This window comes from Sediminibacillus terrae (assembly GCF_009602435.1).
GTDB classification, from domain to species: Bacteria; Bacillota; Bacilli; order Bacillales; family Amphibacillaceae; genus Sediminibacillus; species Sediminibacillus terrae.
The window spans coordinates 220,519-244,378 of the sequence record NZ_VZDQ01000024.1 but is presented as its reverse complement, the minus strand read 5'-3'; the positions used below and the strand labels follow the sequence as shown (position 1 = coordinate 244,378).

Annotated in this window: 20 protein-coding genes and 1 riboswitch; of the genes, 8 read left to right on the top strand and 12 right to left on the bottom strand. The window is 46.0% G+C overall.

Features of this window, described 5'->3' with window-relative positions; all coding sequences use genetic code 11:
• Nucleotides 1-112: 112 nt before the first annotated feature.
• Nucleotides 113-223: riboswitch (SAM riboswitch) on the bottom strand.
• 153 nt (nt 224-376) lie between these two features.
• From F6X55_RS12390 to rarD, 7 genes are all read right to left on the bottom strand, one after another.
• Nucleotides 377-1,216, bottom strand: a complete 840-nt coding sequence (locus F6X55_RS12390) for a hypothetical protein (RefSeq protein ID WP_153463659.1) — start codon at nt 1,214-1,216, stop codon at nt 377-379.
• The gene (locus F6X55_RS12385) at nt 1,213-2,322 is read right to left on the bottom strand and encodes a hypothetical protein (RefSeq protein WP_153463657.1); all 1,110 of its coding nucleotides are present in this window, start codon (nt 2,320-2,322) and stop codon (nt 1,213-1,215) included. The genes F6X55_RS12390 and F6X55_RS12385 overlap by 4 nt, the downstream gene beginning before the upstream one ends.
• Nucleotides 2,319-2,759 carry an anti-sigma factor family protein gene (locus F6X55_RS12380; protein WP_153463654.1) on the bottom strand — a complete coding sequence of 147 codons (441 nt, stop codon included), beginning with the start codon at nt 2,757-2,759 and terminating at the stop codon, nt 2,319-2,321. The genes F6X55_RS12385 and F6X55_RS12380 overlap by 4 nt, the downstream gene beginning before the upstream one ends.
• The gene (locus F6X55_RS12375) at nt 2,760-3,404 is read right to left on the bottom strand and encodes an RNA polymerase sigma factor (protein ID WP_161993083.1); all 645 of its coding nucleotides are present in this window, start codon (nt 3,402-3,404) and stop codon (nt 2,760-2,762) included.
• A 90-nt stretch (nt 3,405-3,494) separates the two neighbouring features.
• The gene (locus tag F6X55_RS12370) at nt 3,495-4,340 is read right to left on the bottom strand and encodes a CAP domain-containing protein (protein ID WP_026570870.1); all 846 of its coding nucleotides are present in this window, start codon (nt 4,338-4,340) and stop codon (nt 3,495-3,497) included.
• 409 nt (nt 4,341-4,749) lie between these two features.
• A complete protein-coding gene (locus tag F6X55_RS12365; protein ID WP_026570869.1) occupies nt 4,750-5,256 on the bottom strand; it encodes a DUF3231 family protein in 507 nt (168 codons plus the stop codon).
• A 154-nt stretch (nt 5,257-5,410) separates the two neighbouring features.
• A complete protein-coding gene (gene rarD / locus F6X55_RS12360; protein ID WP_026570868.1) occupies nt 5,411-6,328 on the bottom strand; it encodes an EamA family transporter RarD in 918 nt (305 codons plus the stop codon).
• A 301-nt stretch (nt 6,329-6,629) separates the two neighbouring features.
• Here rarD and cls point away from each other — a divergent pair, with 301 nt between their 5' ends.
• Both cls and F6X55_RS12350 read left to right on the top strand, forming a co-directional pair.
• Nucleotides 6,630-8,072 (top strand): cardiolipin synthase, encoded by a 1,443-nt coding sequence (gene cls, locus F6X55_RS12355; protein WP_153464049.1) that lies wholly within the window; start codon nt 6,630-6,632, stop codon nt 8,070-8,072.
• A gap of 26 nt (nt 8,073-8,098) precedes the next feature.
• Nucleotides 8,099-8,632 (top strand): acyl-CoA thioesterase, encoded by a 534-nt coding sequence (locus tag F6X55_RS12350; protein WP_153463648.1) that lies wholly within the window; start codon nt 8,099-8,101, stop codon nt 8,630-8,632.
• Between the two features lie 167 nt (nt 8,633-8,799).
• On the opposite strand, the gene F6X55_RS12345 is transcribed toward F6X55_RS12350, so the two are convergent.
• The 3 genes from F6X55_RS12345 to F6X55_RS12335 form a co-directional block, all read right to left on the bottom strand.
• Complete coding sequence (locus F6X55_RS12345; protein WP_153463645.1) at nt 8,800-9,828, bottom strand: serine hydrolase domain-containing protein; 1,029 nt, start codon at nt 9,826-9,828, stop codon at nt 8,800-8,802.
• Between the two features lie 219 nt (nt 9,829-10,047).
• Entirely contained in the window at nt 10,048-11,646 is a 1,599-nt protein-coding gene (locus tag F6X55_RS12340; protein WP_161993082.1) for an HsdM family class I SAM-dependent methyltransferase, read from the bottom strand.
• Nucleotides 11,647-11,755: 109 nt separating this feature from the next.
• Nucleotides 11,756-12,082 carry a winged helix-turn-helix transcriptional regulator gene (locus tag F6X55_RS12335; protein ID WP_272914945.1) on the bottom strand — a complete coding sequence of 109 codons (327 nt, stop codon included), beginning with the start codon at nt 12,080-12,082 and terminating at the stop codon, nt 11,756-11,758.
• 291 nt (nt 12,083-12,373) lie between these two features.
• Here F6X55_RS12335 and F6X55_RS12330 point away from each other — a divergent pair, with 291 nt between their 5' ends.
• The 6 genes from F6X55_RS12330 to F6X55_RS20075 all read left to right on the top strand — a co-directional run bounded on the left by F6X55_RS12330 (nt 12,374) and on the right by F6X55_RS20075 (nt 19,682).
• Nucleotides 12,374-13,192 carry a VOC family protein gene (locus tag F6X55_RS12330; RefSeq protein ID WP_051382151.1) on the top strand — a complete coding sequence of 273 codons (819 nt, stop codon included), beginning with the start codon at nt 12,374-12,376 and terminating at the stop codon, nt 13,190-13,192.
• Nucleotides 13,193-13,503: 311 nt separating this feature from the next.
• On the top strand, nt 13,504-14,160 hold the full coding sequence (locus F6X55_RS12325) for a type 1 glutamine amidotransferase domain-containing protein (RefSeq protein ID WP_026570861.1): 657 nt from the start codon (nt 13,504-13,506) through the stop codon (nt 14,158-14,160).
• A gap of 184 nt (nt 14,161-14,344) precedes the next feature.
• The gene (locus F6X55_RS12320; RefSeq protein WP_026570860.1) at nt 14,345-15,763 is read left to right on the top strand and encodes an alanine/glycine:cation symporter family protein; all 1,419 of its coding nucleotides are present in this window, start codon (nt 14,345-14,347) and stop codon (nt 15,761-15,763) included.
• Between the two features lie 187 nt (nt 15,764-15,950).
• Nucleotides 15,951-17,834 carry an ABC-F family ATP-binding cassette domain-containing protein gene (locus F6X55_RS12315; protein ID WP_153463639.1) on the top strand — a complete coding sequence of 628 codons (1,884 nt, stop codon included), beginning with the start codon at nt 15,951-15,953 and terminating at the stop codon, nt 17,832-17,834.
• Between the two features lie 351 nt (nt 17,835-18,185).
• The gene (locus F6X55_RS12310; protein WP_153463637.1) at nt 18,186-19,427 is read left to right on the top strand and encodes an aminopeptidase; all 1,242 of its coding nucleotides are present in this window, start codon (nt 18,186-18,188) and stop codon (nt 19,425-19,427) included.
• An 87-nt stretch (nt 19,428-19,514) separates the two neighbouring features.
• Complete coding sequence (locus tag F6X55_RS20075) at nt 19,515-19,682, top strand: hypothetical protein (RefSeq protein ID WP_162832892.1); 168 nt, start codon at nt 19,515-19,517, stop codon at nt 19,680-19,682.
• A 167-nt stretch (nt 19,683-19,849) separates the two neighbouring features.
• Here the strand turns inward: F6X55_RS20075 and recQ are convergent, their stop codons facing one another.
• Nucleotides 19,850-22,009: a DNA helicase RecQ gene (gene recQ / locus F6X55_RS12305; protein ID WP_026771920.1), complete on the bottom strand. Its 2,160-nt coding sequence runs from the start codon at nt 22,007-22,009 to the stop codon at nt 19,850-19,852.
• 356 nt (nt 22,010-22,365) lie between these two features.
• Nucleotides 22,366-23,649 carry a branched-chain amino acid transport system II carrier protein gene (gene brnQ, locus F6X55_RS12300; RefSeq protein WP_153463633.1) on the bottom strand — a complete coding sequence of 428 codons (1,284 nt, stop codon included), beginning with the start codon at nt 23,647-23,649 and terminating at the stop codon, nt 22,366-22,368.
• Nucleotides 23,650-23,860: the final 211 nt, after the last annotated feature.

Here is a 23,860-nt window from a genome sequence, read left to right as displayed (position 1 = left end):
AGGGAAAAATAGTACCTAAGGCCGTGAAAAGCAGGTAACAAGATTGTTGTGTTGGAAGAGGGGGAATAGAAAAGCCCTCTTCCTAAGAAGAGGGCGTGTAGTCGGAGTCCTCCTCTTATCTTTCAGATCATGGACCTGTAGGAATTGGCACCTTTTCAAGCATTGTCGCTTGAAGGTTGCCGGGCATCATCGGGCCTAGTCCCTCCGCCGCTCTGGATAAGAGTCTTGTTATTCAATTTGTTTGAAATTTCAATCTTTGAAAGAATTATAAATCACTCTGTCAATCCAGTCAACCCTTAAAGAAAAAATTTGAAAAAAGAAGGGGACAGTCCCCGCCGGAGGGACTGTCCCCCATTGCTCTATCAGGATAAAGAATTTACTTGGTATGCAGTTGATTGACTGCTTCGATTTCGAGTTGGTGGGTGCCTTTTCCGAATGTATCTGTTTGGTCACTGGATTCTTCTTGCCAAATGTTTTCAGTATGTAGTTGGACATCGGCCTTATCCGGATTGGTCAGATACACCTCATCCACCTCGGTCAACGACCAATTACTTTTGATAGCTGCCAGGTTCAGGCGCGCTTCATCCAGCCAGGAGCGGACCTCGGTTTCCATGTTTCCCGGAATCGACACCGTTGCAGTAAACCGGCTGTCTTCATATTCGAATCGGCTCGTGGGTGCTTCAAGCATTTCCACATACAAGGTGTCACCGACCTGGTGAAAAGAGGCGACTTCCTCTGGCTTGATGTCTTTTTTATTTGCCGTACTAGAGTGGAAGGTGCCGAATATATGAATAGCGCCTGTGTTGTTTGTCTCCAGCCTTGTTCCCTCCGCGGACTCCAAGACAATCTTTTTCACCTTGTCACCGATATTTTTTTCGATTGGCGGCAAGGTTGCTTCCACCTCCTCAGCTTGGACAGTGGTTTTAATCTTATCCAGCAATCCAGTAGTGGCCCCGATAAAAAGGATGAGCGCAATCCCCCCTAAGAAAGTGATGAATACGATGGATAAAATGTCATATTTCACCACAGGTTGTTCTTGCCGGGACATGTAGACGTAAAGGATGATTTCCACTCCTAAAACAATCAGGATCAATGGAAACCAGGCCAATAAAACCGTTGTTGCATCCCAATCGAAAAATTGAGAGAGCATGATGACCGTACCTAGTAAAATGAGGGCTGCCCCCATGGAGACAGATCCTACCCGCCATTTCTTCATTGATTGTTTCCTCCTTTATCCGGTTTCACCCCGATGATCAAACGAATTCCCCCAGCTATCAAAAGCAAACAGACAAGCGATACTTGAAAATACTGGCGGTAATAATACCAAAGATCGATTTGAAACGCTGCACGCACTTGTTCAGCTATGACTGGAAGCAAAATGGAATCGGCAATATAGAAAATCCCAAGCAGTAAAAGGGCGATGCCCAGCCATTTTTGATGGTTTGCCAAATACTTTACAATCGGCACGTCCTGAACTTCTCCCTGTTCGGCCTTGCTGGAATGCTGCAAGGCGTCGAAAAAGCTGAAAAACCAGATGATCGGAATCAAAAACAAGAAGATGGAAAGGTGCAGAACGTCCAGCACATAGATGGCTAGCAGAAAGGCAGCCATTAATTGCAGCCCTCTTCGCTGCAACCCTAAATACATATGCCCCGCACCGGGAAAAATGGCCAAGATGGTGGCAAGCATCTTGCTCTTTTTCCCCTCTTCCCGGTAACGATCCAAATCCTCGATGATTGTCCGGTCCTCAAGGGTTTCTCCGTTTTGTTTCTTGTTCAATAGTTGAATCGCATCAAAAAAGCTGTAAATCCAGATGATCGGCATGGCCAGCAGAAAAATAAGAAAGCCGCCTTGATTGCTGACAAAAGCAACAAAGAAAATCATGGAAGCCACTCCGAAAAAACCGGCCAAAAACGTCAATCCTCTCTGGTTCAGACCCAGTTGGAAGTGGCCGACACCCGGAACGAATGATAACAAGATTGTCGTGAACCGTTCATTGTAATGGGTCTGTTGGGAATTGGTCGCATCCCCGGCAGCAAGTTTCGCTTCGGCAGACTGTTCGATGGGTTGTATCTTGTTGCCGCCTATCAGCAAGGTGACAATCATGTCGATTACATTGACCGCCCAAATCAGAAATGCCATAAGCAATGTTAAGGGGATCAACTCACTAGGTGCAGAGATGATGTAAGCAAACGTTCCAAAGCTTATTGTGCCAAAGAAAAGCAACGGATAGAGCACCCCTTTGCGTTTTTGACCAAGGTACATATGGCCAAAACCGGGGATGAGCGCTAAAAAGAAAGCCAGTATGGATGATTTATTCATTGATCTTCCCCCTTTATTAGTTGCGTCAGCCAGCTGTCTGTTTTTTGCATCAGGCTATCTGCCATGGACGGCCGGCTGTGTATATTCGTTTTATCGGTTACGTGAAGGACGCCCTGGAAGATACCACTTGCCATTAATAAAATGGTTAGTCCTGCAGCCAGTAAATAGTGGCTGATCGTTTTGACCTCCCTGGATATGGAGGAGGATGTTTTCTGTCCGTCTTTTTGCGGCAAGACTTGTTGGACGTTAAGTTTGTCGATGGTTGCTTCGGTAAAGGAGTCAGCGAGATGCCCAGGTGCCTCCCATTGGTCAAGTAATGCAAGATAACGGTCGAAACATTGCGCGCAGGTCTCCAAATGGGCTTCGATTTGCTGCTGTTTCTGGTCATCCACCGTTTCCTCTATGTAGGGCCACAACTCCTCTTCAATATGTATCATTTAAAAATCATCCTCCTTCCAATGTGCTTTCATCCATTTTCGTGCTCGGTACAGCCGTACTTCAATGGTCTTTTCGGCTAAACCGAGCCGGTCTGCGATTTCGGCATAGGACATGCCTTCTAAGTAATAGCAGCGTACTGTAAACTGCAGTTTATCTGGAAGCTGATCGATTTGCTCACGGATACGTTGTCTTCTTTCCCGCAGCATCGCCTGCTCCTCCGCGCTGTCAACTTGGCCCTTGTGATATTCCTGTCCGTCGCTGCTGAAATCTTCTCTCATTCGCTGCCGTTTCCGGCGGGCGTCGATTGCTTTATGGAAAGCGATTCTACTAAGCCAGGTTTTAAACCCTTGATGCTGGTAAGAGGGAAGAGCATCTACCATTTTGATAAACGTCTCCTGAGCCGCATCTTCAGCTGCCTTTTCATCATGCAGGACGCTCATCGTCACTTTGAAGACCTGCTGCTTATGACGCTCGATCAACAGCCGAAGGGCTTGCTGGTTGCCCGATTTTATTTTTTTGATTAGCAGTTCATCTTGAATGGACGCTCCCCCTCTCTCTGACCATTTCACTTTATAGACGAACCATCCACCCCCAAACCCTACAAAAAAATAAATTTTTTTGGGGTCAGTCCCCGGTATCGTCACCGGGGACTGACCCCAATCGCGCAAAAAGGCTGTCCCATAAGCCGTTTTCCGGCGAATGGGACAGCCCCTGTCCATAAATCTACTTGTCTATTATTTTCCGATGAATTGTTGTGTCCATACGTTTCCATTTTCGACATAGCCGACACCGATATGGGTGAAGTTGCCGTTAAGAATGTTTTTGCGGTGGCCTTCACTGTTCATCCAGGCGTTGACTACTTCTTCCGGAGTACGCTGTCCTTTGGCAATGTTTTCCCCTGCAGTGTTGTAGGAGATGCCGAATTGTTTCATCATATCGAACGGAGAACCGTAAGTCGGGCTGTTATGGTCGAAGTAACCGTTACGAGCCATATCCGCTGATTTTTCACGTGCGACTTTGCTTAGTTCTGTATCGATTTCCAAAGGATCAAGACCTTGCTTTGCTCTCTCCTGGTTGGTCAATTCCACTACTTCTTGTTCAAATTCGTTTAGCTCTTGTCCTGCATTTTCAGTCTGTTCTTGCTTGGACTCCTCTGCAGTTGCTTCATTGTTGTTTTGTTGAGGCGCTTGGGCCTGTTCAGCTTGCTCGTTACTTGGAGCTTCTGTTTGCTGCTTCTGTTCTGCAGATTCCTGTTCTTTTTGTTCTGCAGGCTGTTCATTTGTCTGCTCTTGCTGTTTGTTCTCTTCTGCTTTTTGTGGCTGCTCCTGAGCCTGTTTTTGTTCTGCTGGAGCCTGCTGCTTCCAGTTCCACTTGTGATTGCTGAAGTATTTATCTATAACACTTTGAATATCCTCTTGTGAAAGGTTACCTTTGTAGCTATTCACAGAGTAATAGACTTGGTATGACTTTCCTTGTTGGTCGTTTGCGTTATTTGCCTGCGCATCTACTGAAGAAGAAAAAGCTCCTCCGAAAAGCAGTGCCGCTGAAATTCCTGTTACAATGCTTGCTTTCTTGAACATTTCTTTACACTCTCCTCTTCGCTGTGTTTTGTTTTACTGTTACATCATAGCATGGCTTTTTTGTAATATTTGAGGTGCTATTTACCATTTACAATCGAACGGGTGCTTGTTCTTTCGCTATGTAATTCTCGCCATTATCCTCCTTCCCTGTTCTATTACTAGATCCTCCGGCCCCTTAGGTGAAGTGAGAATGCTATGCTCTTTATTGCGTTGCATGCAAAAAAGGCGTCAAACTGGTTAATTTTACATAAAAAACCGTGTTGACAGCCTTCAAAAGCGCCCTCTTATATTACAAATCAAGCCATGCTTGTAAATGTATTGTTATCTTGTAAACGAAGCGAGATAAAAAAGGGGGGACAGTCCCTTCCCTCGTCAAACGATGGGAAGGGCTGCCCCCCCGCCGAAATGCTTATTCGAAGTTTTGGTTGTGAAGCGGCGGCGGAACGAGCCAGCCTTTTTCTTTATTCAACCGCAGCAGCCTGGCGCCGAATTGTGCCTTGCTCATATGGATTTGCCCATACATCATGGCGATATCTTCCCTGATGCATTGAGCGATGATTTGACTGCAAGCTACAAGTCCCTGCCCGATGTCCCGGGAAATAGCGGCGCTTATTTCCGGATCGTTGAATTTGGCTCCGGAAGGGATTTGTTCCAAAGCAGCTTTCGCCCGTTCCGGTGGCGATGGAGGAAGAGCTATTCCATTGTTTTTCAAAAGCTCTTCAATTTCTTCGTTTTCTTGTTTCATTGTCCGGATCATGTCTTCAATCAATTTTTTCAGGTCGCGGTCGCCGGTATGGTTCGCCATGGTTTGATAACCGGCAATCATGCCCTTGCTGCCGGCAAGACTGCTCCAAATTCCAAAGACTTCGCCATAATGCATCGGCTGGTTTTTTGGATTTCCACTTAGAATACCCATCTTTTCACTCCTTGCTATATAATCATGCAAGGATATATTTTGCGAATGGCAGGAAAACTATACTGGCCAATTCCACTTTTGGCAGACCGGCTATCCGCTCCTACTAGAAAAAAGGGTAAAAGGAACCAGTTTAGGGAAAGCCTGATAAGGAGTCCTAATAACTTCGCGAGAATCTGGACTCCAAATGATGAAACCATTTGGTCCGGGAGACAGTATATATAGCAAGGGCTGCCCAGATACATGTGAAAGAGACCAGGTGTGCATGGGTAAAGGTTTCCCCGTATAGAAATACACCGATAAACAGCATCAGCGTCGGAGCGAAGTATTGCAGGAAACCAACCATGGAAAGGGGAATCCGCTGCGCGCCACTAGCGAACAACAACAATGGCACAGCTGTCGCTACGCCGCTTAATATAAGCAGTCCAGTGGTGGAAGTGAAAATTTCCGGGGCGGCTCCGCCATCAGTTTGTCGGCTGAGCAAATAAATCAGAGCGATCGGTGTGACGATCAGTGTCTCGATCGCCAGTCCGAACATCGCACTGATAGCGACGGTTTTTTTCAACAAACCATACAATCCGAAGGACAGAGCCAGCAGGATGGAAACCCACGGAAAAACACCAAAGCTGATCGTCAAGTTCACGACACCCGCCGCTGCCAGTAAAAAGGAAATCAGCTGCCACTTCGTCAGTTTTTCTTTGAGCACAACCATCCCGAGAATAATGCTTATCAACGGATTAATATAGTACCCGAGACTTGCCTGTACAACATGGTCACTGTTGACGGCCCAGATGAACACCAGCCAATTGATGCTGATGACAATAGAGGCTAGCGTAATTCCGATCAGCCTTTGCTTATCCCGGATTATTTGTCTGCATTCCCGGATGAACGGTCTCCATTTTTTTAATAAGGATAATAACAAGGCCATGAAGACAAAGGACCAAACAATCCGGTGGGCAAGAATTTCGCCGGCAGGGACATTTTGCACGAGTTTCCAGTATATCGGCAGGAAGCCCCATAAGATATAAGCAGCGGCCGTAAAAAGGACGCCTGCTTTGAATTCGTTATTTTCCATTGCGTCAACCTCTTTTTCTTTAAATTTCTGTTGATTCCTTTCTTGTTTTACTCAGCTATAGGGAATCAGAAGCAAAGTGAATAGAGTAAGTTTAGAATCCTTGAGTCAAAAAATCAATTATTTTAGATTGATCAAAGTTCTGTGCAGTGGGGACCTGGCTTTTTAAAAAATAGTTTTTGGAAAAATACGGAGAGAAGAGTATAATTACACTGCTGATGCCCTTATCGACTGGCGAATCGTTCTTTCACACCGGGCTTTCTACATAATGGCGGAGGGGGGGAGAAACATGATGATCGATATCATGATCGTGTTTCCTTATATCATTGGATCGATTTTGGTTTTCAACATACTGCTCGCACTGGCTATTGTCTTTTTAGAACGAAGGGATGCTTCTTCTACCTGGGCATGGCTGATGGTGCTGTTGTTTATACCGATTGCCGGTTTCATTCTTTATTTAATCTTTGGCCGCAAGCTTAGCAATAAGAAAATCTTCACTTGGGATACCAAAAGCAGACTTGGTGTCAAAACGGCCGTCCAGGCACAAATGCGAGCGTTGGAAGAGGGGAGCTTTCAATTTAAGGATGAGAGTCTTATCCCTTATAAGGACTTATTTTACTTACATTTACGCAATGATGATGCCATCCTTACTCAGGATAACCGTGTCGAGATTTTTACGGACGGCCAGAAAAAATTCCACTCCCTGCTTCAGGACATCGAAGAAGCAGAGGACCATATTCATCTGTTGTATTATATCCTCCGGGCAGACCGGCTTGGAGAATTGTTGGCCGATGCATTGATCAAAAAGGCCAAACAAGGCGTCCAGGTGCGGATTCTTTATGATGACATGGGCTCAAGGGAATTAAGCAGGAAATATATCCGCAAAATACAGGCAGCAGGAGCAGAGGTCGAGGCCTTTTTTCCACCGTTGATTCCCAAGGTCAATTTAAAAATCAACTACCGTAACCACCGGAAGCTCGCCATCATTGACGGCAAAATCGGGTATATTGGCGGGTTCAACATCGGCGACGAGTATTTGGGGTACAACAAAAAATTCGGCTATTGGCGTGACACCCATCTCAAAATCGTCGGTGACGCGGTCAGGAACATGCAGACCCGTTTCATTCTGGACTGGAATCAAGCATCCAGGCACGATATTATGTATGAAGAACGGTACTATGCGGCCGAACCGACCGGAGAAGTGGGAATTCAAATTGTTTCCAGTGGTCCGGATTCGGAATGGGAACAAATTAAAAACGGCTATATCAAAATGATCATGTCTGCCAAGGAATATATCTATATCCAAACTCCCTATTTCATTCCTGACGACAGCCTGGCAGACGCCTTGAAAATCGCGGTGCTTTCGGGCGTCGATGTGCGGATCATGATACCGAATAAACCGGACCATCCGTTTGTCTATTGGGCTACTTATTCCAACATCGGTGACTTGTTAAAAGCAGGTGCAGATGTTTACATTTATCAGAATGGCTTTCTTCATGCTAAAACAATTGTGGTGGATGAAAAAATAGCCTCGATCGGGACGGCCAACATCGATGTGCGTAGCTTTAAATTAAACTTTGAGGTCAATGCGTTCCTTTATGACCGCCAAGTTGCAGGTGAGTTAGCAGAAAAGTTCAAAGAGGATATTTTGCATTCCAGTCAGTTGTCCTATAAGCTTTATTTACAGCGGTCCATTTGGATTCGAATCAAAGAGGCGATTGCCCGACTTCTTTCGCCAATCCTATAAATTAAACAGAAAAGTGAGGAATCACGATGGAAGCAAAACCTTGTGTCGCTTCATTGACAGTGAAAAATTCGCATGTTTTACCACCAGATACAAACAGCCATGGTACATTGTTCGGAGGCAGGCTGATGGCGCATATCGATGACGTGGCAGCAATTGCTGCCAGGAGGCATGCCCGCAAGCCGGTTGTCACGGCGTCCACCGACTCAGTTGACTTTCTGGCGCCGGTAAAAGAAGGAGACACCATTTGTTTGGAAGCCTTCGTAACCTGGACGCACAAAACATCGATGGAAGTATTTATCAAAGCAGTAACAGAGGACTTGAATACCGGCGAGCGGAAAGTATGCACAACAGCATTTGTCACCATGGTGGCAATTGGGCCGGATAACCGTCCGGTTACAGTGCCGCCGGTCTATCCGGAATCGAAAGAAGAGAAATTTTTACATGAAGAGGCCCCGAAACGGGCCGAGCTCCGTAAACAAAGGAGAAGCAATTCCAAAGAAATGGCCCGTACATTCGGTACTCGTTTTCCTTGGAATGAAAATACGAGACATGAAAAATAAGTGCTGATGTACAGCTGCTGCCAACCTTTGCTCAGGTTTGCGGCAGCTTTTTTTACATTGCATGGAAACCGGACATGAACAGCATTGCCATCATAAAAAAGAGGCTTATTCCCGGAATAAGCCCCCTATAGACGGAAATCCAATTCAAACCATTGTCCAAATCGATACTATTTCACCAATGCATCTTCAATTGCTTTAGTGATATCAAAAGGGTCAGATTCTATATTGGAAGGTATTGCGACCTTCAAGTCAGAATCTGGATATACGGAGGATCTGAAACGGACTCCCGGATCGAACCCCATTACGTGATATTTGTAGACTTGATCATTCTTTTGGTTCAGCCAAATACCGTATCCATAATGTATTTCCCCGTTCACTTTAATGTGGGGACTGAGCAATACCTTTGTAGTTTCTTCTTTTAGGAGGGTAGAGTCCAACAATGACTCCCATAATTTAATCATATCGGGAGCTGTAACAAATGCGCCTCCATCCGAGCCTCCTTTTTTGGGAATAGAGTAAATATTGGTTCTCCAAGTGTTATCCTCGTCACTGTCGATGTACCCTGCTGCAGTATTTTCGGGGAGCTGGTCCAATGCAAAATATCCGGAGTCGATCATATTGGACCTGTGAAAAACTTCTGATTCTATGTATTCTGTAAATGGCATTCCTGTTTGTTCTTCAATGATAAGGCCTAAAAGAATGTAGCCTGCATTGTTATAATGGAATCTGTGTCCAGGTTCAAACTTCATTTTTTCAGATTGAAAGAGAGGCAAAAAGTCTTTAAGAGATTGGATTTGATAAACAGGGTAGTTCTTCCACAATTCTTCATAATCATTCATTTTCTCTTCATCAAAGTAGTCAGGAATGCCTGAAGTGTGGGTTAAGAGCTGGTGGATGGTAATCTCTTTATCAAAATGTGGGAAATCGATATTCAAGCAGTCGACTAAACGAGTGTCGAAACTCAACAAACCTTTTTCAACTAGTTGGCAAATTCCGATAGCAGTAAATAGCTTGCAGCCAGATGCTGTTCCAAAGCGGGTGTCCGAAGTGTTTCGGCGTTTTTCGGCTCTGTCGGCATAGCCGAAGGACGAGTCCGATAATATATGCTCGTTTTGTTTTACATACACAACCCCTGAAAAGTCCATCTTATTACAGGTTTCGGCAATGAGGTCGTTTAATTCAGTATCTCTTTTCATATTTCTTTTCCCTCCATAATGCTTTGCTGATTTTAACTGGTAAAGCTTCCTTTCCATTGTATGTGGTTAAGCGTTGCCTTAAAAGACTATTAGGTAAGAAACGGAACGAATTCGGTTGGCAGTTCGAATTCGTTCCGTTTTGCTTTGGTGGCCATGTTTTTTCGGCCACTTTCCAGCCGGGAAAAGGATGGAAGAGAGTGGAAGAAGTCTTGTGGATGTTCAAGGTTTTTGCAAAATCCTTTCGAAAATCTCTTCCAGCTCTTGTATCTCCTTTTGAGGCATACTTTCTGGATTTTGCAGCTGCTCCGTCTGTATCCTTTGGTAAATCGCTTGGATTTCGGCGGCCTCAGCTTCCGTAATTACATCAAGGTCAACGGCCATGGCCTGATTGATATCATTCGGTTCCAGCTTTTTCAGGCCCTTCCCATACTGACGCTGGCATTCCTCCAGTATGTCCTGTGAAATTCCGGTCATGAAATAAGCCATCAACAAATCCAGTTTTCCCCGATAGTCCGGATGCATATATAAACCATGGAAGCAGGTCAAACTCCTGACACCGGTTTTGTTGCGGATAAATTTCACTTTATTCCGGCTGAAGGTGGATATGAAAATATCCGGGGGCAGCCTTGTTTCATTCTTGTGCCATGGACGCCGGCGTTTTGTTAGATATCTTTTGCTGCTTCCGGAAGCCTCACCATGTGCCAAATAGGCACGGGCTTGCTTGCTTGAAGGTTCGCTTTCCTGGATATTCAACAAGAGTACCGGAGCACCGGAACCGACAAGTGCTTCATAGTCTTCCGGAAAAAAGAAGTTTCCTGTCACTTGGTTGGCTTTGGAAAGGCACGGAAGGAAGTGTTCTTTTTCCAGCTGCCATTCCCGGCGGGTTGTTTCTGATACACAAAAAAATTTGTTATCACCTGTCGCAATACCTCGGGTCACCCTGGCAAATTCAGCAATCGGTTTCACATGGCGGTACTGCCTTTTACTAGAGGGCTGATAGTACGTGCGCCATTTTACTTGGGAATCCAACTCTTTATATTTACATATACGGCCGACGGGCGGCCGTTCACCAAAAGCGGTTATGTATTCATTCAGCTGCGCCAGTCCTTCCTGGTCGTCGAGTTGAATGAATTCGAGAGTCGAAGTCTGCCTTCTGTTATCGAAAAAGAAGAGAGCGGACGTCGTGGCCGCTTGGTCGAACCAGTTCTGCTTAAAGTTAGTGACAGCGACAACATGAAGGTTTTGCTGTTGAAGCAAGTATTGTTTGATCGGCGCGCCATAGTCTGCATTTAAAAAATCAGATGGGATGATGAAGGCGGCACGGCCATCTTGGGCTAATTGATGGATGGCTTTCAGCAAAAACAATGCATATATATTGGTGAAACCGGACAACTTTAAGCCGAGTTTTTCTTTGAATAATTGCAAATAGCCTTGTTTTTCGGAATAGTGTTTAAAACGGATATATGGCGGATTACATATAATACCTTGATAGGTTTCATTCCAGTCCCGTTTTAAAAAGTCCTGCTCCAAAAGAGCAGCATCCACTTTAGCCGCCTGCAGACGCTGGCGGGCAAAGGTAAGAACCTGCTGGTCGATATCATATCCTGTGACAGCCAGCTTTTCGGGCAGACCGGTGACCAGCTCTCCGAGACCTACCGCAGGATCTACAACTTGTTTGCAGTCGGGGTTGCCGAGGACCCACGCCTTCATGACATCGGCAATACTGCTCGGCGTAAAATACTGACCGAATTTTTTTCGGGTCTCGGCATCTATCTGCCGACAATATTGGTTAGTAATTTCTTGACTGTGATCGCTCACGTCTGTTCCCCCATCTTTAGAGTGTATAAAATTAAGAAAAAGCGCATTGCGCCGGAACAAATATACGGAGAAAAAAGCCGCTCCTAAGGAAGCGGCTGAATGGCATCTATTATAATGTTTCGTTGACTTCGTCTGCAGCCACCCAGTTTTCGGACCAGGTTTTAATTTCCTTTATGACCGGCTCCATGGCTTTTCCTTTTTCCGTAAGCCTGTATTCAATCCTGACAGGAAATTCCGAGTACACATTGCGTTCCACGATTTGTTCCTGTTCCAGCATTTTTAAACGGTCGGATAGCAGTCTGCCACTGATTGGCAGTTCCGCTTCCATTTCGGAAAAGCGTTTTTCCCCATCGAGAAGCTCAAACAAGATGAGTCCCACCCAGCGTTTGCCGAACAGCTGCATGGCCTTTTCGAAACGAGGACATAACTCTTGCATCGATATCACCCCTGCCTTACTTACTAATATATCTTATTATTCACCAGTAGAAAAGGGAGTATAAGAAGTCTGAAAATAAACGGATCACCGTTCATGGAGCCCCCTGCCCATACAAGTGCCAAGGGATGCTTAGTCCTGCACTTTTTCGCGGGTGGCTGGTAATCCTTCTTTAGCTCCGCTCTGCGGGGTTTCATCCTTTAAAAAAAGATTGACGGGAACATATTACTAATATACACTTACTTACTAAAAGTAACTGTATTAAGAATAACATAAAAAGAAGGTATAGTAAATATGAACCAGGATAATTTGCAATCCTTTCAATGGGAAGAAGTTGAATTGACGGTAAACAGTCTAGTCCGTTCTCTCGAATTCTATCAGCACGCACTAGGTTTTGCCGTTCTTGAAACAAACGGAAACACCGCTGTTCTCGGAACACCGGATAGCACGGTTTTACTGCGTTTACATGCAGACAGTAATGCGGCCAAGCCGTCGAAGAACATGGCCGGACTATATCATTTTGCTATTCTTGTCCCCGATCGCAGCTCCCTGGCCTCCTTTTTACAGCACATAGTAGAGAAGCGCTACCCACTTGTCGGTGCCTCGGATCACGGGTTTAGCGAGGCAATCTATTTGGAGGACCCTGACGGAATCGGTATTGAAGTATATGCCGATCGGGACAAGCGTGAATGGCGTGGTCTGGGCGGCGAACTTCCTGTCGCAGCTGATCCGCTAAAAGTCCAGAACCTGCTCCATTCCGCAGAAAAATGGCACGGGCTTCCGAAGGGGACCACAATCGGCCATTTGCACTTCCATGTCTCCTCTATACCAAAAGCGCATCAGTTTTATGTGGGGCAGCTGGGGTTTTCTCCAACTATCTCGCTTGGTACACAAGTGTTGTTTATTGCTGCTGAAGGTTATCATCATCACATTGGCTTAAATACTTGGCATGGAGAAGGGGCGGCTCTTCCAGAGTATGGAATGATCGGCTTACGTTCAGTAAGAGCAAAAGTGGCACAGAATGATTTTGACCGCTTCCTCCGCCAGGGTTCGATCGGGACAGACGGAAGCGTTATTGATCCATTTGGTGTGCTTTATCGCTTCCGAACTTAATCCTTTGGCTGTCGCGAATCGTAAAGCGACAGCTTATTTTGTCCGGGAAACTATAAAATGAAATAGCCGTGTATCGTTATCGGCAGGAACAGCTTCGTCCACTTCCACCGCCTGCCCTTGGGGTGTTAAGTCGATCTTTCTCTTGGCAAAGAACGTAACCCTAAACCTCTCGATCTGAATACGGTGATTGCCCCTTTTTTTCTTTTACAATCATTTTTGGCTTCTTGCTCTTCATGAGTACCCGATGTTTAACATTGTGTGGAAGATGGAATAGCACAAGTGAATAAGCCTTATCGAAGGAGGCGTCAAACATGGGTAAAAAAGTATTGATGGTGGTAACCTCTTCCCAACAGATGGGAGATCACCAAACAGGACTTTGGTTGTCCGAGTATGGAGAGCCATATAGCATTTTTGAAAAGAATGGATTCGACATTACGGTTGCTAGTCCAAGTGGCGGCAATGTTCCACTCGATCCGAACAGCTATGATGAGGAAGCACCGGATGAATGGGAAAAACCGGTCAAATTACTAGAGAACACAGAAAACCTTGCTGCTCAAAATCCGGATGACTTTGATGGGATTTTTCTTCCCGGAGGTCATGGCACAATGGAAGATTTTCCGAATAACAGTGCCCTGCAAGAAATAATAAGTGACTTTGCCGCGAAAAATAAAGTAATCGGAGCTGTGTGCCACGGGCCTGCTGGTTTGGTCAATGTAACGCTTGACAATGGGCGTAAGCTGGCGGATGGCCGTCGAATGACAGCTTTCACCAATGAAGAGGAACAGCAGATGAAATTGATGGATAAGCTTCCATTCAAACTTGAGAGCAGCTTGAGAAATGAAGGAGCGGCGTTTACACAGGGACAACCATTTTCCGATTATACGGTTGTTGACGACAATCTTGTAACAGGACAAAACCCTCAATCGAGTGTGTCGACCGCCAACGCATTCGTCGATTTGCTAAAATAACCTATCTCAGATAGGATAATATAGAGGCAAATTGCACGAGCGGGAATATTCCCGCTCGTGTTTCTCATAAGATTGAATGAGCCCGCATGCTGGTTTTCCAGGCTGGCAGGACGGGTAATAAATGAATGTTGTCGGGTTGTTTTACATAGGATGACAGATGAAGAGAAGGAGTGGGAGGAACGGTATGTTTGCTGATATATTATCCACGCTGAATGACTTTCTGTGGGGTTATGTGTTGATTGCGGTCCTGATCGGACTGGGCGTGTTTTTCACCATTCGCACGAAATTCGTGCAGTTCAGGCTGTTTCCTGAAATGTTCCGGGTATTGTTTGATAAGCGGACGATAAGTGCGGAAGGAAAAAAAGGCACATCGGCTTTTCAGGCGTTTACAATCAGTACTGCTTCACGGGTCGGAACCGGAAACTTGGCAGGAGTTGCCTCTGCAATTGCCGCAGGCGGACCTGGCGCTGTATTCTGGATGTGGCTCATCGCCTTGATCGGCGGCGCCACTAGCTTTGTGGAAAGTACCTTGGCACAAGTGTACAAAGTGCCTGACAAGAACCAATACCGCGGCGGTCCCGCATATTACATGGAAAAAGGATTGAATAAGCGCTGGCTCGGAATTGTATTCGCCATCATCATTACGTTTACATATGGACTTGTATTTAATTCCGTTCAATCCAATACAATCCGGCTTGCTTTTGAGGAATCGTTTGGAATCAGTCCGGAGTGGATGGCGGCCATCTTGGTTATCCTGACAGCGGTTGTCATATTTGGCGGGCTGCGCAGTATCGCCAGAGTGACCCAGTTCATCATTCCGTTCATGGCTATCATGTATGTATTGCTTGCCATATATATTCTTTTGGCGAATGTGACCGCCATTCCGGAAATGTTCCAGCTGATATTCGCCAATGCTTTCGGTATCAGGGAAATTGCCGGTGGCGGCTTTGGAGCGGCCATCATGATGGGGATCAAGCGTGGCTTGTTTTCCAACGAAGCAGGTATGGGTAGTGCGCCGAACGCAGCTGCAACAGCAGAGGTGACCCATCCAGTCAAACAGGGTCTCATCCAAACATTGGGTGTTTTTCTCGATACCTTGGTCATTTGCAGTGCGACAGCATTGATCATTTTAACAACAGAAGGCTATGCCGGAAGTACGCTTCAGGGCATCCAGATCACCCAGAGTGCTTTTGAATCACAGTTGGGTTCTTGGGCGGCAGTGTTTGTAGCCATCGCTATTTTCCTTTTCGCTTATTCCTCCATCCTTGGTAACTACTATTATGGAGAAACGAATATCGAATTTATCAAGACAAGCAAGACAGCTCTGACTGTTTACCGGGTGGCTGTATTGCTCATGGTTACGTTCGGCGCCCTGCAGGAATTCGATCTTGTTTGGAGCATGGCCGATCTCTCGATGGCAATCATGGCCTTGATCAACTTGTATGCGATCGCCATGCTTTCGAAAGTTGCTTACCGGACACTGACGGACTACCTAAGCCAGAGGAAGCAGGGCAAGGACCCAGTCTTTTATCGGGAAACACTCGATGGTGTTTCCGGGATGGAATACTGGGGGAAAGACCAGACTTCAGAGAACGAAAAATAATCGCCAAAATGGCGGGTGTATGTTAAATCAGGCTGCTGGAAACAAATCCGGCGGCCTTTTTCTTTATCGGTTTCCATTCGAGCTTCAACACGAGGGTGATAAGGGAACTGCCGTATTGTTAACTTTTTTGAATATCCTTTATAATTGAAAGGATATAGTTTAAATAATCAAAAGGATGAGTAAACGAATGAGTATCCTATCTGTGGAACAGTTGTATAAATCTTTCGGTGACAAGGTATTGTTCGACCATATCGGATTTACCATCGAACCAAAGGAACGTATCGGTTTGATCGGCGTGAACGGGACCGGCAAATCGACATTGCTGAAGGTGATAGCCGGAATCGAGCCCAATGAGGGAGGGACAATCAAACATGCCAATGATTTCCGTATCGAATATCTCAATCAGGAGCCTGATTTAGATGGTGGTTTGACCGTCCTGGAACAGGTTTATCAGGGCGAATCGGCAATCATGCGTACCATGAGGCAGTACGAGGAGACACTTCAACAGCTCGAAGAACAGCCACAAAATACGTCGCTTCAGGAGAAGCTGTTGAAGGCACAGCAATCCATGGATGAACAGGAAGCATGGGACGCCAATACAGCAGCGAAAACAATCCTGACAAAATTGGGGATTACAGATTATGCGAAAAAAACCGCTGACCTGTCGGGCGGGCAAAAAAAGCGGACGGCCATTGCCCGTGCATTGATCCAGCCGGCAGACTTGTTGATTCTCGACGAGCCTACCAACCATCTGGATAATGAAACGATCGAATGGCTGGAAGGGTACTTGCCGCAATATGAAGGCGCCTTGATTCTCGTGACGCATGACCGGTACTTTCTTAACCGGATCACCAACCGGATTTATGAATTGGATAAAGGGAACCTCTATACGTACGAGGGCAATTACGAAACGTTTTTGGAAAAGAAAGCAGAACGGGAATCATTGGAGCAGCAGAATGAACAGAAGCATAAAAACACCTTACGCCGTGAGCTGGAATGGCTGCGCCGCGGAGCCAAGGCGCGCTCTACCAAGCAGAAGGCCAGAAAGCAGCGTGCCGAGGAAATGAAGCAAGTCACGTTCGATACAGGCGGTAAGGAACTGGATTTTCAGGTCGGCTCTCAACGCCTCGGCAAAAAAGTGATTGAGCTGGAGCGAATTGGAAAATCTTTTGCAGATACCCCTTATATTGCCGAGCTGGACTACCTCGTGATTCCGGGAGACCGAATCGGCATTATCGGACCGAACGGAAGTGGAAAAACAACGCTTTTGAACATCATGGCTGGAAGAATGGAACCTGATTCTGGAAAGGTGGAGACAGGTCCTACTGTGAAAATCGGTTATTACACGCAGGATCATACAGAAATGGATGATTCCCTGCGTGTTGTCGAATATATCAAGGAGACTGCCGAAGTCGTCCACACTGCAGACGGTGAAGTGATAACTGCGGAACAAATGCTGGAACGGTTCCTGTTCCCCCGCTCACAGCAGTGGACCCATGTCAGCCGGCTGTCAGGCGGGGAGCGGCGACGGTTGTATTTGCTTCGGGTTCTGATGGGTGAACCGAATGTCCTGTTGCTCGACGAACCGACCAATGATCTGGATACAGAGACACTCGGCGTGCTCGAAGATTATTTGGATCAATTTCCCGGTGTTGTGATAACCGTATCCCACGACCGTTACTTCCTGGACAGGGTTGTCCATCGTTTGATCGCTTTTGAAGGGCGGAATGACATCCATTTCTTTTACGGAAATTATAGTGATTACTTGGAGGATGCAAAATCACGCCGGCAGCCAAAAGAAGAAATTGCCAAACAAACGGCTTCCCCGTGTAAAAAGAAGAAGAAACTCTCTTATCATGAACAAAGGGAATGGGAAGGGATAGAAGACAAAATCACCGGACTGGAAGAAGAACTGGAGAAAGTGAAACAGGAAATCGAACAGGCAGGAAGCGATCTCGGCAAAGTTCAGGACTTCTATAACCAGCAGGAGCAGCTGGAAGCTGACTTGGAACAGGCAATGGAACGCTGGGAGGAACTTTCGCTGCTTGTCGAGGAATTGGATAATCAATAAAAAATCAGAGGGTTTGCCCTTTCCACAGATATAGTAGATAGAAAATGCGCAGTAACTGTAATGTCCTATTCAAAAAGCGTGCTAACCACCGCTTCGGTAGCATAGGAACCTCATGCTCCTCCAAGAATTCGTTTGGAGACTATCAGGAGGAGAATATTGTGGTGAGGTTCAGGAAGGTTCATTTGCACCCACGCCAAACGTCATGTAGACCGCTATCCCACCGCGACGCTATTTCGCTGAATGAATTGCAACGTGAATAATAAGAAAATTTTGTTAGTTTCCGTTTTTTGTGAAATAATAGAGAGGTAAAGAAAACAGACTGACAGGTCGATTTTTTTGGAGGGAAAAACAATGGCAGAATTAAAACAATTAGAAAAATATGCAGAGTTGGCCCTGAAAACTGGTGTCAACCTGCAAAAAGACCAAACATTGATGATCAATGCGCCGATCGAGGGTGCCGATTTTACCCGGATCGTCGTCCGGAAAGCCTATGAACTAGGAGCCAGGAACGTACATATCAATTGGGCGGATGACGAAATTTCATTGCTTAAATACGAGAATGCACCGGAAGAAGTATTGACGGATGTCCCTCAGTGGCACGTGGACAAGCTTGTATCCTTCGCAAAAGAAGGCGCGGCCGTCTTATCCATCCGTTCCACAAACCCTGATTTACTAAAGGACATCGATGCCGGCAAAGTGGCGAGGGCTTCCAAAGCCAATGCAGAAGCGATGAAAGAGTTTCGCCAGTACACGATGAACGACAGGATTCCTTGGTCGATCATTTCGATTCCAACTGGCGATTGGGCACAAAAAATCTTTCCGGATCAATCGAAAGAGGAAGCAATGGAAAGCTTGTGGCAGCAAATATTCAAAATCGTCCGCGTCGACAAAGAAAATCCTGTCGCTGCTTGGGATGAACACAATGCGACCTTGCGTAAAGCACGCGAATTTTTGAATAGAAAACAATACAAGAAATTGGTTTATAAAGCACCAGGTACCGATTTTGAGCTTGAGCTTCCGGAAGGGCACATTTGGAAAGGCGGTTCCGCTAAGACGGAAAAAGGTACGGATTTCAATCCGAATATGCCGACAGAGGAAGTCTTCACATTGCCGGATAAGTATGGGGTGAACGGAACGGTTTCCAGTACCAAGCCATTGAACTATGGAGGTAACTTGATTGATGGTTTCAGCTTGACCTTTGAAAAAGGAAAGGTTGTCGATTTTCAAGCGGAACAGGGCTATGAAACATTGAAGCATTTGCTGGATACAGATGAGGGAGCACGTCGTCTCGGTGAAATTGCGCTTGTTCCGCATGAATCTCCGATTTCCCAATCAGGTCTCATCTTTTATAATACGCTCTATGACGAAAACGCATCTTGTCATATTGCTTTGGGCAAGGCCTATCCGACCAGTCTGGAGGGCGGTTCACAAATGGATGATGAGCAGCTTGACAAGCATGGGGTCAATGACAGTTTGACACATGTGGATTTCATGATTGGCTCGGCTGAACTTGACATCGACGGAGTGACTGCAGATGGCAGCACAGAACCAGTATTCCGCAAAGGGAGCTGGGCATTGGACTTCGACGCTTAAGCAGTTAGGGTTTGATAGTCGTCATACCGGGGTAATATCTAGTTAAGATTCGGTGTTTTTCTATAACAGCCGAAAGGAGAGTACCCCATGGTAAGACGAAATGAAGGCGAGATGGCCGGCTTTCAGTCGAACGCTAATGAGTTCCATAAGTGCTCGAGCTGCGGAAAGCTCTTGTCGACAAGACAAGAGGAGAAAATCAAGCTTTGCAAAGATTGCCAGGAACGGCATAACCAAGATACAACAACAGGGATTTGAAAATACTTCATGATGAAAAAGCACGCGGAAGTGCTGCTTCTCCGCGTGCTTTTTCTATTTGGTTTGCACTTCGAGGTATTGTTTAAGCTTGTAGGAGATCCACACGATGTGACGAACTTAGCCTCTCTTAACAGGCGTTTGCGCTTATCCTTCACAAAAAGACATGGCTAGCGATTCAGCATAATGCCATGTTTGATTAACACCGCCTTGATTGCCGTGTAGCTTATATCTGCCTCTATCCTTTCTTTGATCGGCTTCAGTTTCGGTTCATCCAGCTCCTGACGGGCGGCAAGCACTTCCTCTTCCTCCGACTTTGTAAACAGCCTGTCCCAGTCTAGCGGATAAGCCTCCCCATAGGCTTTGAATAAATGATTGGCGGCCGTCTGCTCGGTAATTCCCCGGGTGGCCGCAATCTCTGCAAGGGAAGAGCCGTCCACAAATGATTGATAGCTTATAAGGTGACTAGGTCTGTCATCATCTTTATCCCGTTTTTCCAGCATCCCCTTGCTCGAAACAACAGATGTTCTCTCTGTTTGTTTTTTCTCCACTTTATCGGCCCATGGCAAAATTGCTTGAAGAAAGGGTTCGCCATACTGTTCGAATTTTTTCTCCCCCACCCCTTTTATACGGAGCATCTCTTCTTTTGTTTGAGGGAAATGACGGGCCATCTCCTTTAACGTCGCGTCAGAAAACAACACATAAGGTGGCACTTTCTCTTCTATCGCTGTCTGCTTGCGCAACTGTCGGAGCTCCTCGAACAAAGCTTCATGATAATCGGCTGCGGAAGTGCTTCTGGCAAAACCAGTTTGAACCCATACTTGCTTACGGCCTTGCAGTACTTCTTTTGCCTGTTTGGTCAGTTTAAGTATCGGATAACGGTCGTCCCCTGTCGTAAGAATATTTTCCGCCACAAGGAAGTGAATGAAATTGGTCAATTCCTTTTCGGTATATTGGGACATCAGTCCGTAGGTAGACAGCTGATCAAACTGAAAGTCTTTTACTTTTTTATCCCTTGATCCTTTCAGCACTTTGGCCGTTAAACCGGCACCGAACCTTTCGTCCATACGCTTGATGCAGGACAGGACCATTTGGGCTTCTCTTGTCATATCTTCCCGATTGTCACTGTTGAGACAGTTGCTGCATTTACCGCAGTCTTCCATCGCAGAATAATCATTGAAATAATGCAGGATATAGGTCTGCAGACAACTGTGGGTGTGGCAGTAATTGACCATTGCCTGCAGCTTTTTATATTCTTTCGATTTTTTTTCTTCGTCCATCAAGGACTGCTCGATTAGAAACTTTTGCAATTGGATATCCTGCCCGGAAAAGAGCAGAATGCAATCGCTGGGCTCTCCATCCCTGCCGGCTCTGCCTGCTTCCTGATAGTAGGATTCGATATTCATCGGCAGAGCATAGTGGATCACATAACGTACGTTCGATTTGTCGATTCCCATGCCAAAAGCATTGGTGGCTACAATAATCGTTTTCTCATCTTGAATGAATGCATTCTGTGCCTGCTTCCGGTCCTGCTCGGAAAGACCGGCGTGATATTTAGCAGCCGCATATCCTTTGCTCTCGAGCAGCTGGTGGACCGTATCGGTTTGTTTTCTTGTTGAGGTGTAGATAATCCCTGACTCTGTCTGGCGTTCCTTCAGATAATCAAGCAGAAAATCGCGTTTATTGCTTCCTTTGACGATATGAAAAGAAAGGTTGTCTCTGGCAAAGCCCGTATTGATGACATGATCGTCTTCAATGTCAAGAAGCCTGCGGATATCATAGTTCACTTCATCGGTAGCGGTGGCCGTCAAGGCAACGGTTACCGGAAGGTTGGGCAGTTTGGCTAAAGTGGGCACGATTGATCGGTAGCTGGGGCGGAAGTCGTGTCCCCATTGAGAAATACAGTGGGCTTCATCGAACGCAATCAAGGACAGGTTGATTGATCTGATTGACTCGATAAATGTTGGTGATTCAAATCGCTCAGGTGCTGCATAAACGAATTTGTAGCTGCCGGCCCGCAGCTGCTGCATCCGTTCCTGGAATTCTTCCGTGCTTAACGTGCTGTTTATATAGGTGGCGGGAATGCCGAGTGAGGACAAGGCGTCCACCTGGTCTTTCATCAGTGAAATCAATGGTGAAACGACAATGGCGGTTCCTTCAAGGGCAAGCCCGGGAATTTGATAACAAAGTGATTTTCCGCCGCCTGTCGGCATGATGGCCAGAGCGTTTTTTTGACTGGTCACGTATTCGATCACAGCTTGCTGGCCAGGCCGGAAGCTTGGAAAACCAAAGTATTCTTCAAGTATGTGTTGGGCTTTTTCCATTATCATGGTGTTCATCCTTTTCTTTAAGTTCCAAATTGAAAAAATCAATACTACTATCCTATCATGATTCTGTACAGACGAGAATTGCCTATCTTTAAATATTTCGTATCCAGGATGTTTAATATTGCCATTATCAGGGGAGAAGTTATCAACATGCTTAGAAAAATGAGCATTTATTGACAAGTTTCCAAAAAACTTCAACATACAGGATAAGTGGATGATGACCTCCTGCTGTATGAGCGGCAAAAGGAGAGAGGGTCTTTTCTGGAACGGCCGGGAAAGCGTGACAACGAAAACAGGGCTGCCCTGCAGCGGGCAGCCCTGTTCGATATTTCAAGCTATGTTTAAGCACACAATATATCTCAACGATGATCGAGAAAACCGCCGATGGATGCGCCGATTACGGCGGGGAGAAGCCAGCCGAGACCCACGGAGAAAAGCGGGAGCTGTTCGATCCACGGTTGTACGGCGCTCATTTCCAAACCGAATTCGGTCAGCCCCTGGTAGATACTGACTATAGCAGTCAGCAGGATTGCACCTCGATAAACGGACGTCGATCCTTCAAACCACTTGTCCAGAAAAGTGAGCAGGACTAAAACGATGGCAATTGGATAAATGGCGACAAGTACTGGTACAGAGATGGCGATAATTTGATTTAGGCCGAGGTTGGCAATCAAAAAACTGGCGATGCTGACAATCGCTGCTATTTGCTTGTAGGAAAACCGGGTAGTTCTTGCAAAATACTGAGCGCAGGCAACTGTCAATCCGATGGAAGTCGTGAAACAAGCCAACGCGACAATAAGCCCGAGCAGCAATAGGCCGAAATTGCCATAAACCAGCTGGGTGGCGCTGGACAGGATCTGGCCGCCATTATCGAAACTGCCTTGTGCAGCCATTTTGGCACCTATCCATCCAAGCGAACCGTAGACAAGTGTCAGGGCGGCCCCCGATATCATTCCTGCTTTTAAAGTGGAGGTCACCAATGTTTTTTTGTCCTGTACCCCGCTGTCCTTATAGGCTGTTACGACAATAATCCCAAATGCAAGGGCGGCAATGGCATCCATGGTTAAATATCCTTCCACAAACCCGCTGAAAAAAGGGGCTGTATGATATTTTTCGCCTGGTATGCTGGAAGGAGAACGCAGCATGAAAAAACTGCCGATACAAAGCGCTGCCACGGCCATCAACAAGGCAGGAGTCAACCATTGACCAATCCGATCGACCAGTTTGGAAGGATTGAGACTGAACCAATAGACCAAACTAAAAAAAACAACCGTGAACAGGACCAATATCGAGGTATGACTTACACCGGCCTGGACAGATGGAAATACACCCATCTCGAAAGCTACATTGGCAGCTCTTGGGATGCCGAAAAACGGCCCGATGGCCAAATAAATGATCGATGTAAACAACAGGCCGAAAGACGGATGGACCTTGCTTCCCAATTCTGATGTTCGATCACTGATAAGGGCTATAGCAACAATTGCAAGGATAGGCAGCCCGACCCCGGTTAAGATAAAACCAACCATGGCCGGCCAAAAGGAAGTACCTGCCTCCAACCCTAAGGTGGGGGGATAAATTAAGTTTCCTGCCCCGAAAAATAGGGCAAATAGCATAAAACCGATTAAAAATGTCTGTTTTACCAAGCTGCATTCCTCCGTACGCAGGCTCTTACCAAATGAACGAGCTGTATCATCAATAAAAACGTTGCATTTTTTTGAAATATGAAAAAGCAGAACTATACTACCAACGAGATAGCCATTTGTCAATGATACCTGAATGAACAAAGAAGAGGGATGTGGCCGTAAGCGATTTTCATGCAAAAATCCTGCTGCCGTGAAACAAACCGTTTTACAT

Coding starts and splice junctions, on each gene's coding strand:
- F6X55_RS12390 (WP_153463659.1), bottom strand. CDS start 1,216: ATGAAGAAATGGCGGGTAGGATCTGTCTCCATGGGGGCAGCCCTCATT.
- F6X55_RS12385 (WP_153463657.1), bottom strand. CDS start 2,322: ATGAATAAATCATCCATACTGGCTTTCTTTTTAGCGCTCATCCCCGGT.
- F6X55_RS12380 (WP_153463654.1), bottom strand. CDS start 2,759: ATGATACATATTGAAGAGGAGTTGTGGCCCTACATAGAGGAAACGGTG.
- F6X55_RS12370 (WP_026570870.1), bottom strand. CDS start 4,340: ATGTTCAAGAAAGCAAGCATTGTAACAGGAATTTCAGCGGCACTGCTT.
- F6X55_RS12365 (WP_026570869.1), bottom strand. CDS start 5,256: ATGGGTATTCTAAGTGGAAATCCAAAAAACCAGCCGATGCATTATGGC.
- rarD (WP_026570868.1), bottom strand. CDS start 6,328: ATGGAAAATAACGAATTCAAAGCAGGCGTCCTTTTTACGGCCGCTGCT.
- cls (WP_153464049.1), top strand. CDS start 6,630: ATGATCGTGTTTCCTTATATCATTGGATCGATTTTGGTTTTCAACATA.
- F6X55_RS12350 (WP_153463648.1), top strand. CDS start 8,099: ATGGAAGCAAAACCTTGTGTCGCTTCATTGACAGTGAAAAATTCGCAT.
- F6X55_RS12345 (WP_153463645.1), bottom strand. CDS start 9,828: ATGAAAAGAGATACTGAATTAAACGACCTCATTGCCGAAACCTGTAAT.
- F6X55_RS12335 (WP_272914945.1), bottom strand. CDS start 12,082: ATGCAAGAGTTATGTCCTCGTTTCGAAAAGGCCATGCAGCTGTTCGGC.
- F6X55_RS12330 (WP_051382151.1), top strand. CDS start 12,374: ATGAACCAGGATAATTTGCAATCCTTTCAATGGGAAGAAGTTGAATTG.
- F6X55_RS12325 (WP_026570861.1), top strand. CDS start 13,504: ATGGGTAAAAAAGTATTGATGGTGGTAACCTCTTCCCAACAGATGGGA.
- F6X55_RS12320 (WP_026570860.1), top strand. CDS start 14,345: ATGTTTGCTGATATATTATCCACGCTGAATGACTTTCTGTGGGGTTAT.
- F6X55_RS12315 (WP_153463639.1), top strand. CDS start 15,951: ATGAGTATCCTATCTGTGGAACAGTTGTATAAATCTTTCGGTGACAAG.
- F6X55_RS12310 (WP_153463637.1), top strand. CDS start 18,186: ATGGCAGAATTAAAACAATTAGAAAAATATGCAGAGTTGGCCCTGAAA.
- F6X55_RS20075 (WP_162832892.1), top strand. CDS start 19,515: ATGGTAAGACGAAATGAAGGCGAGATGGCCGGCTTTCAGTCGAACGCT.
- recQ (WP_026771920.1), bottom strand. CDS start 22,009: ATGATAATGGAAAAAGCCCAACACATACTTGAAGAATACTTTGGTTTT.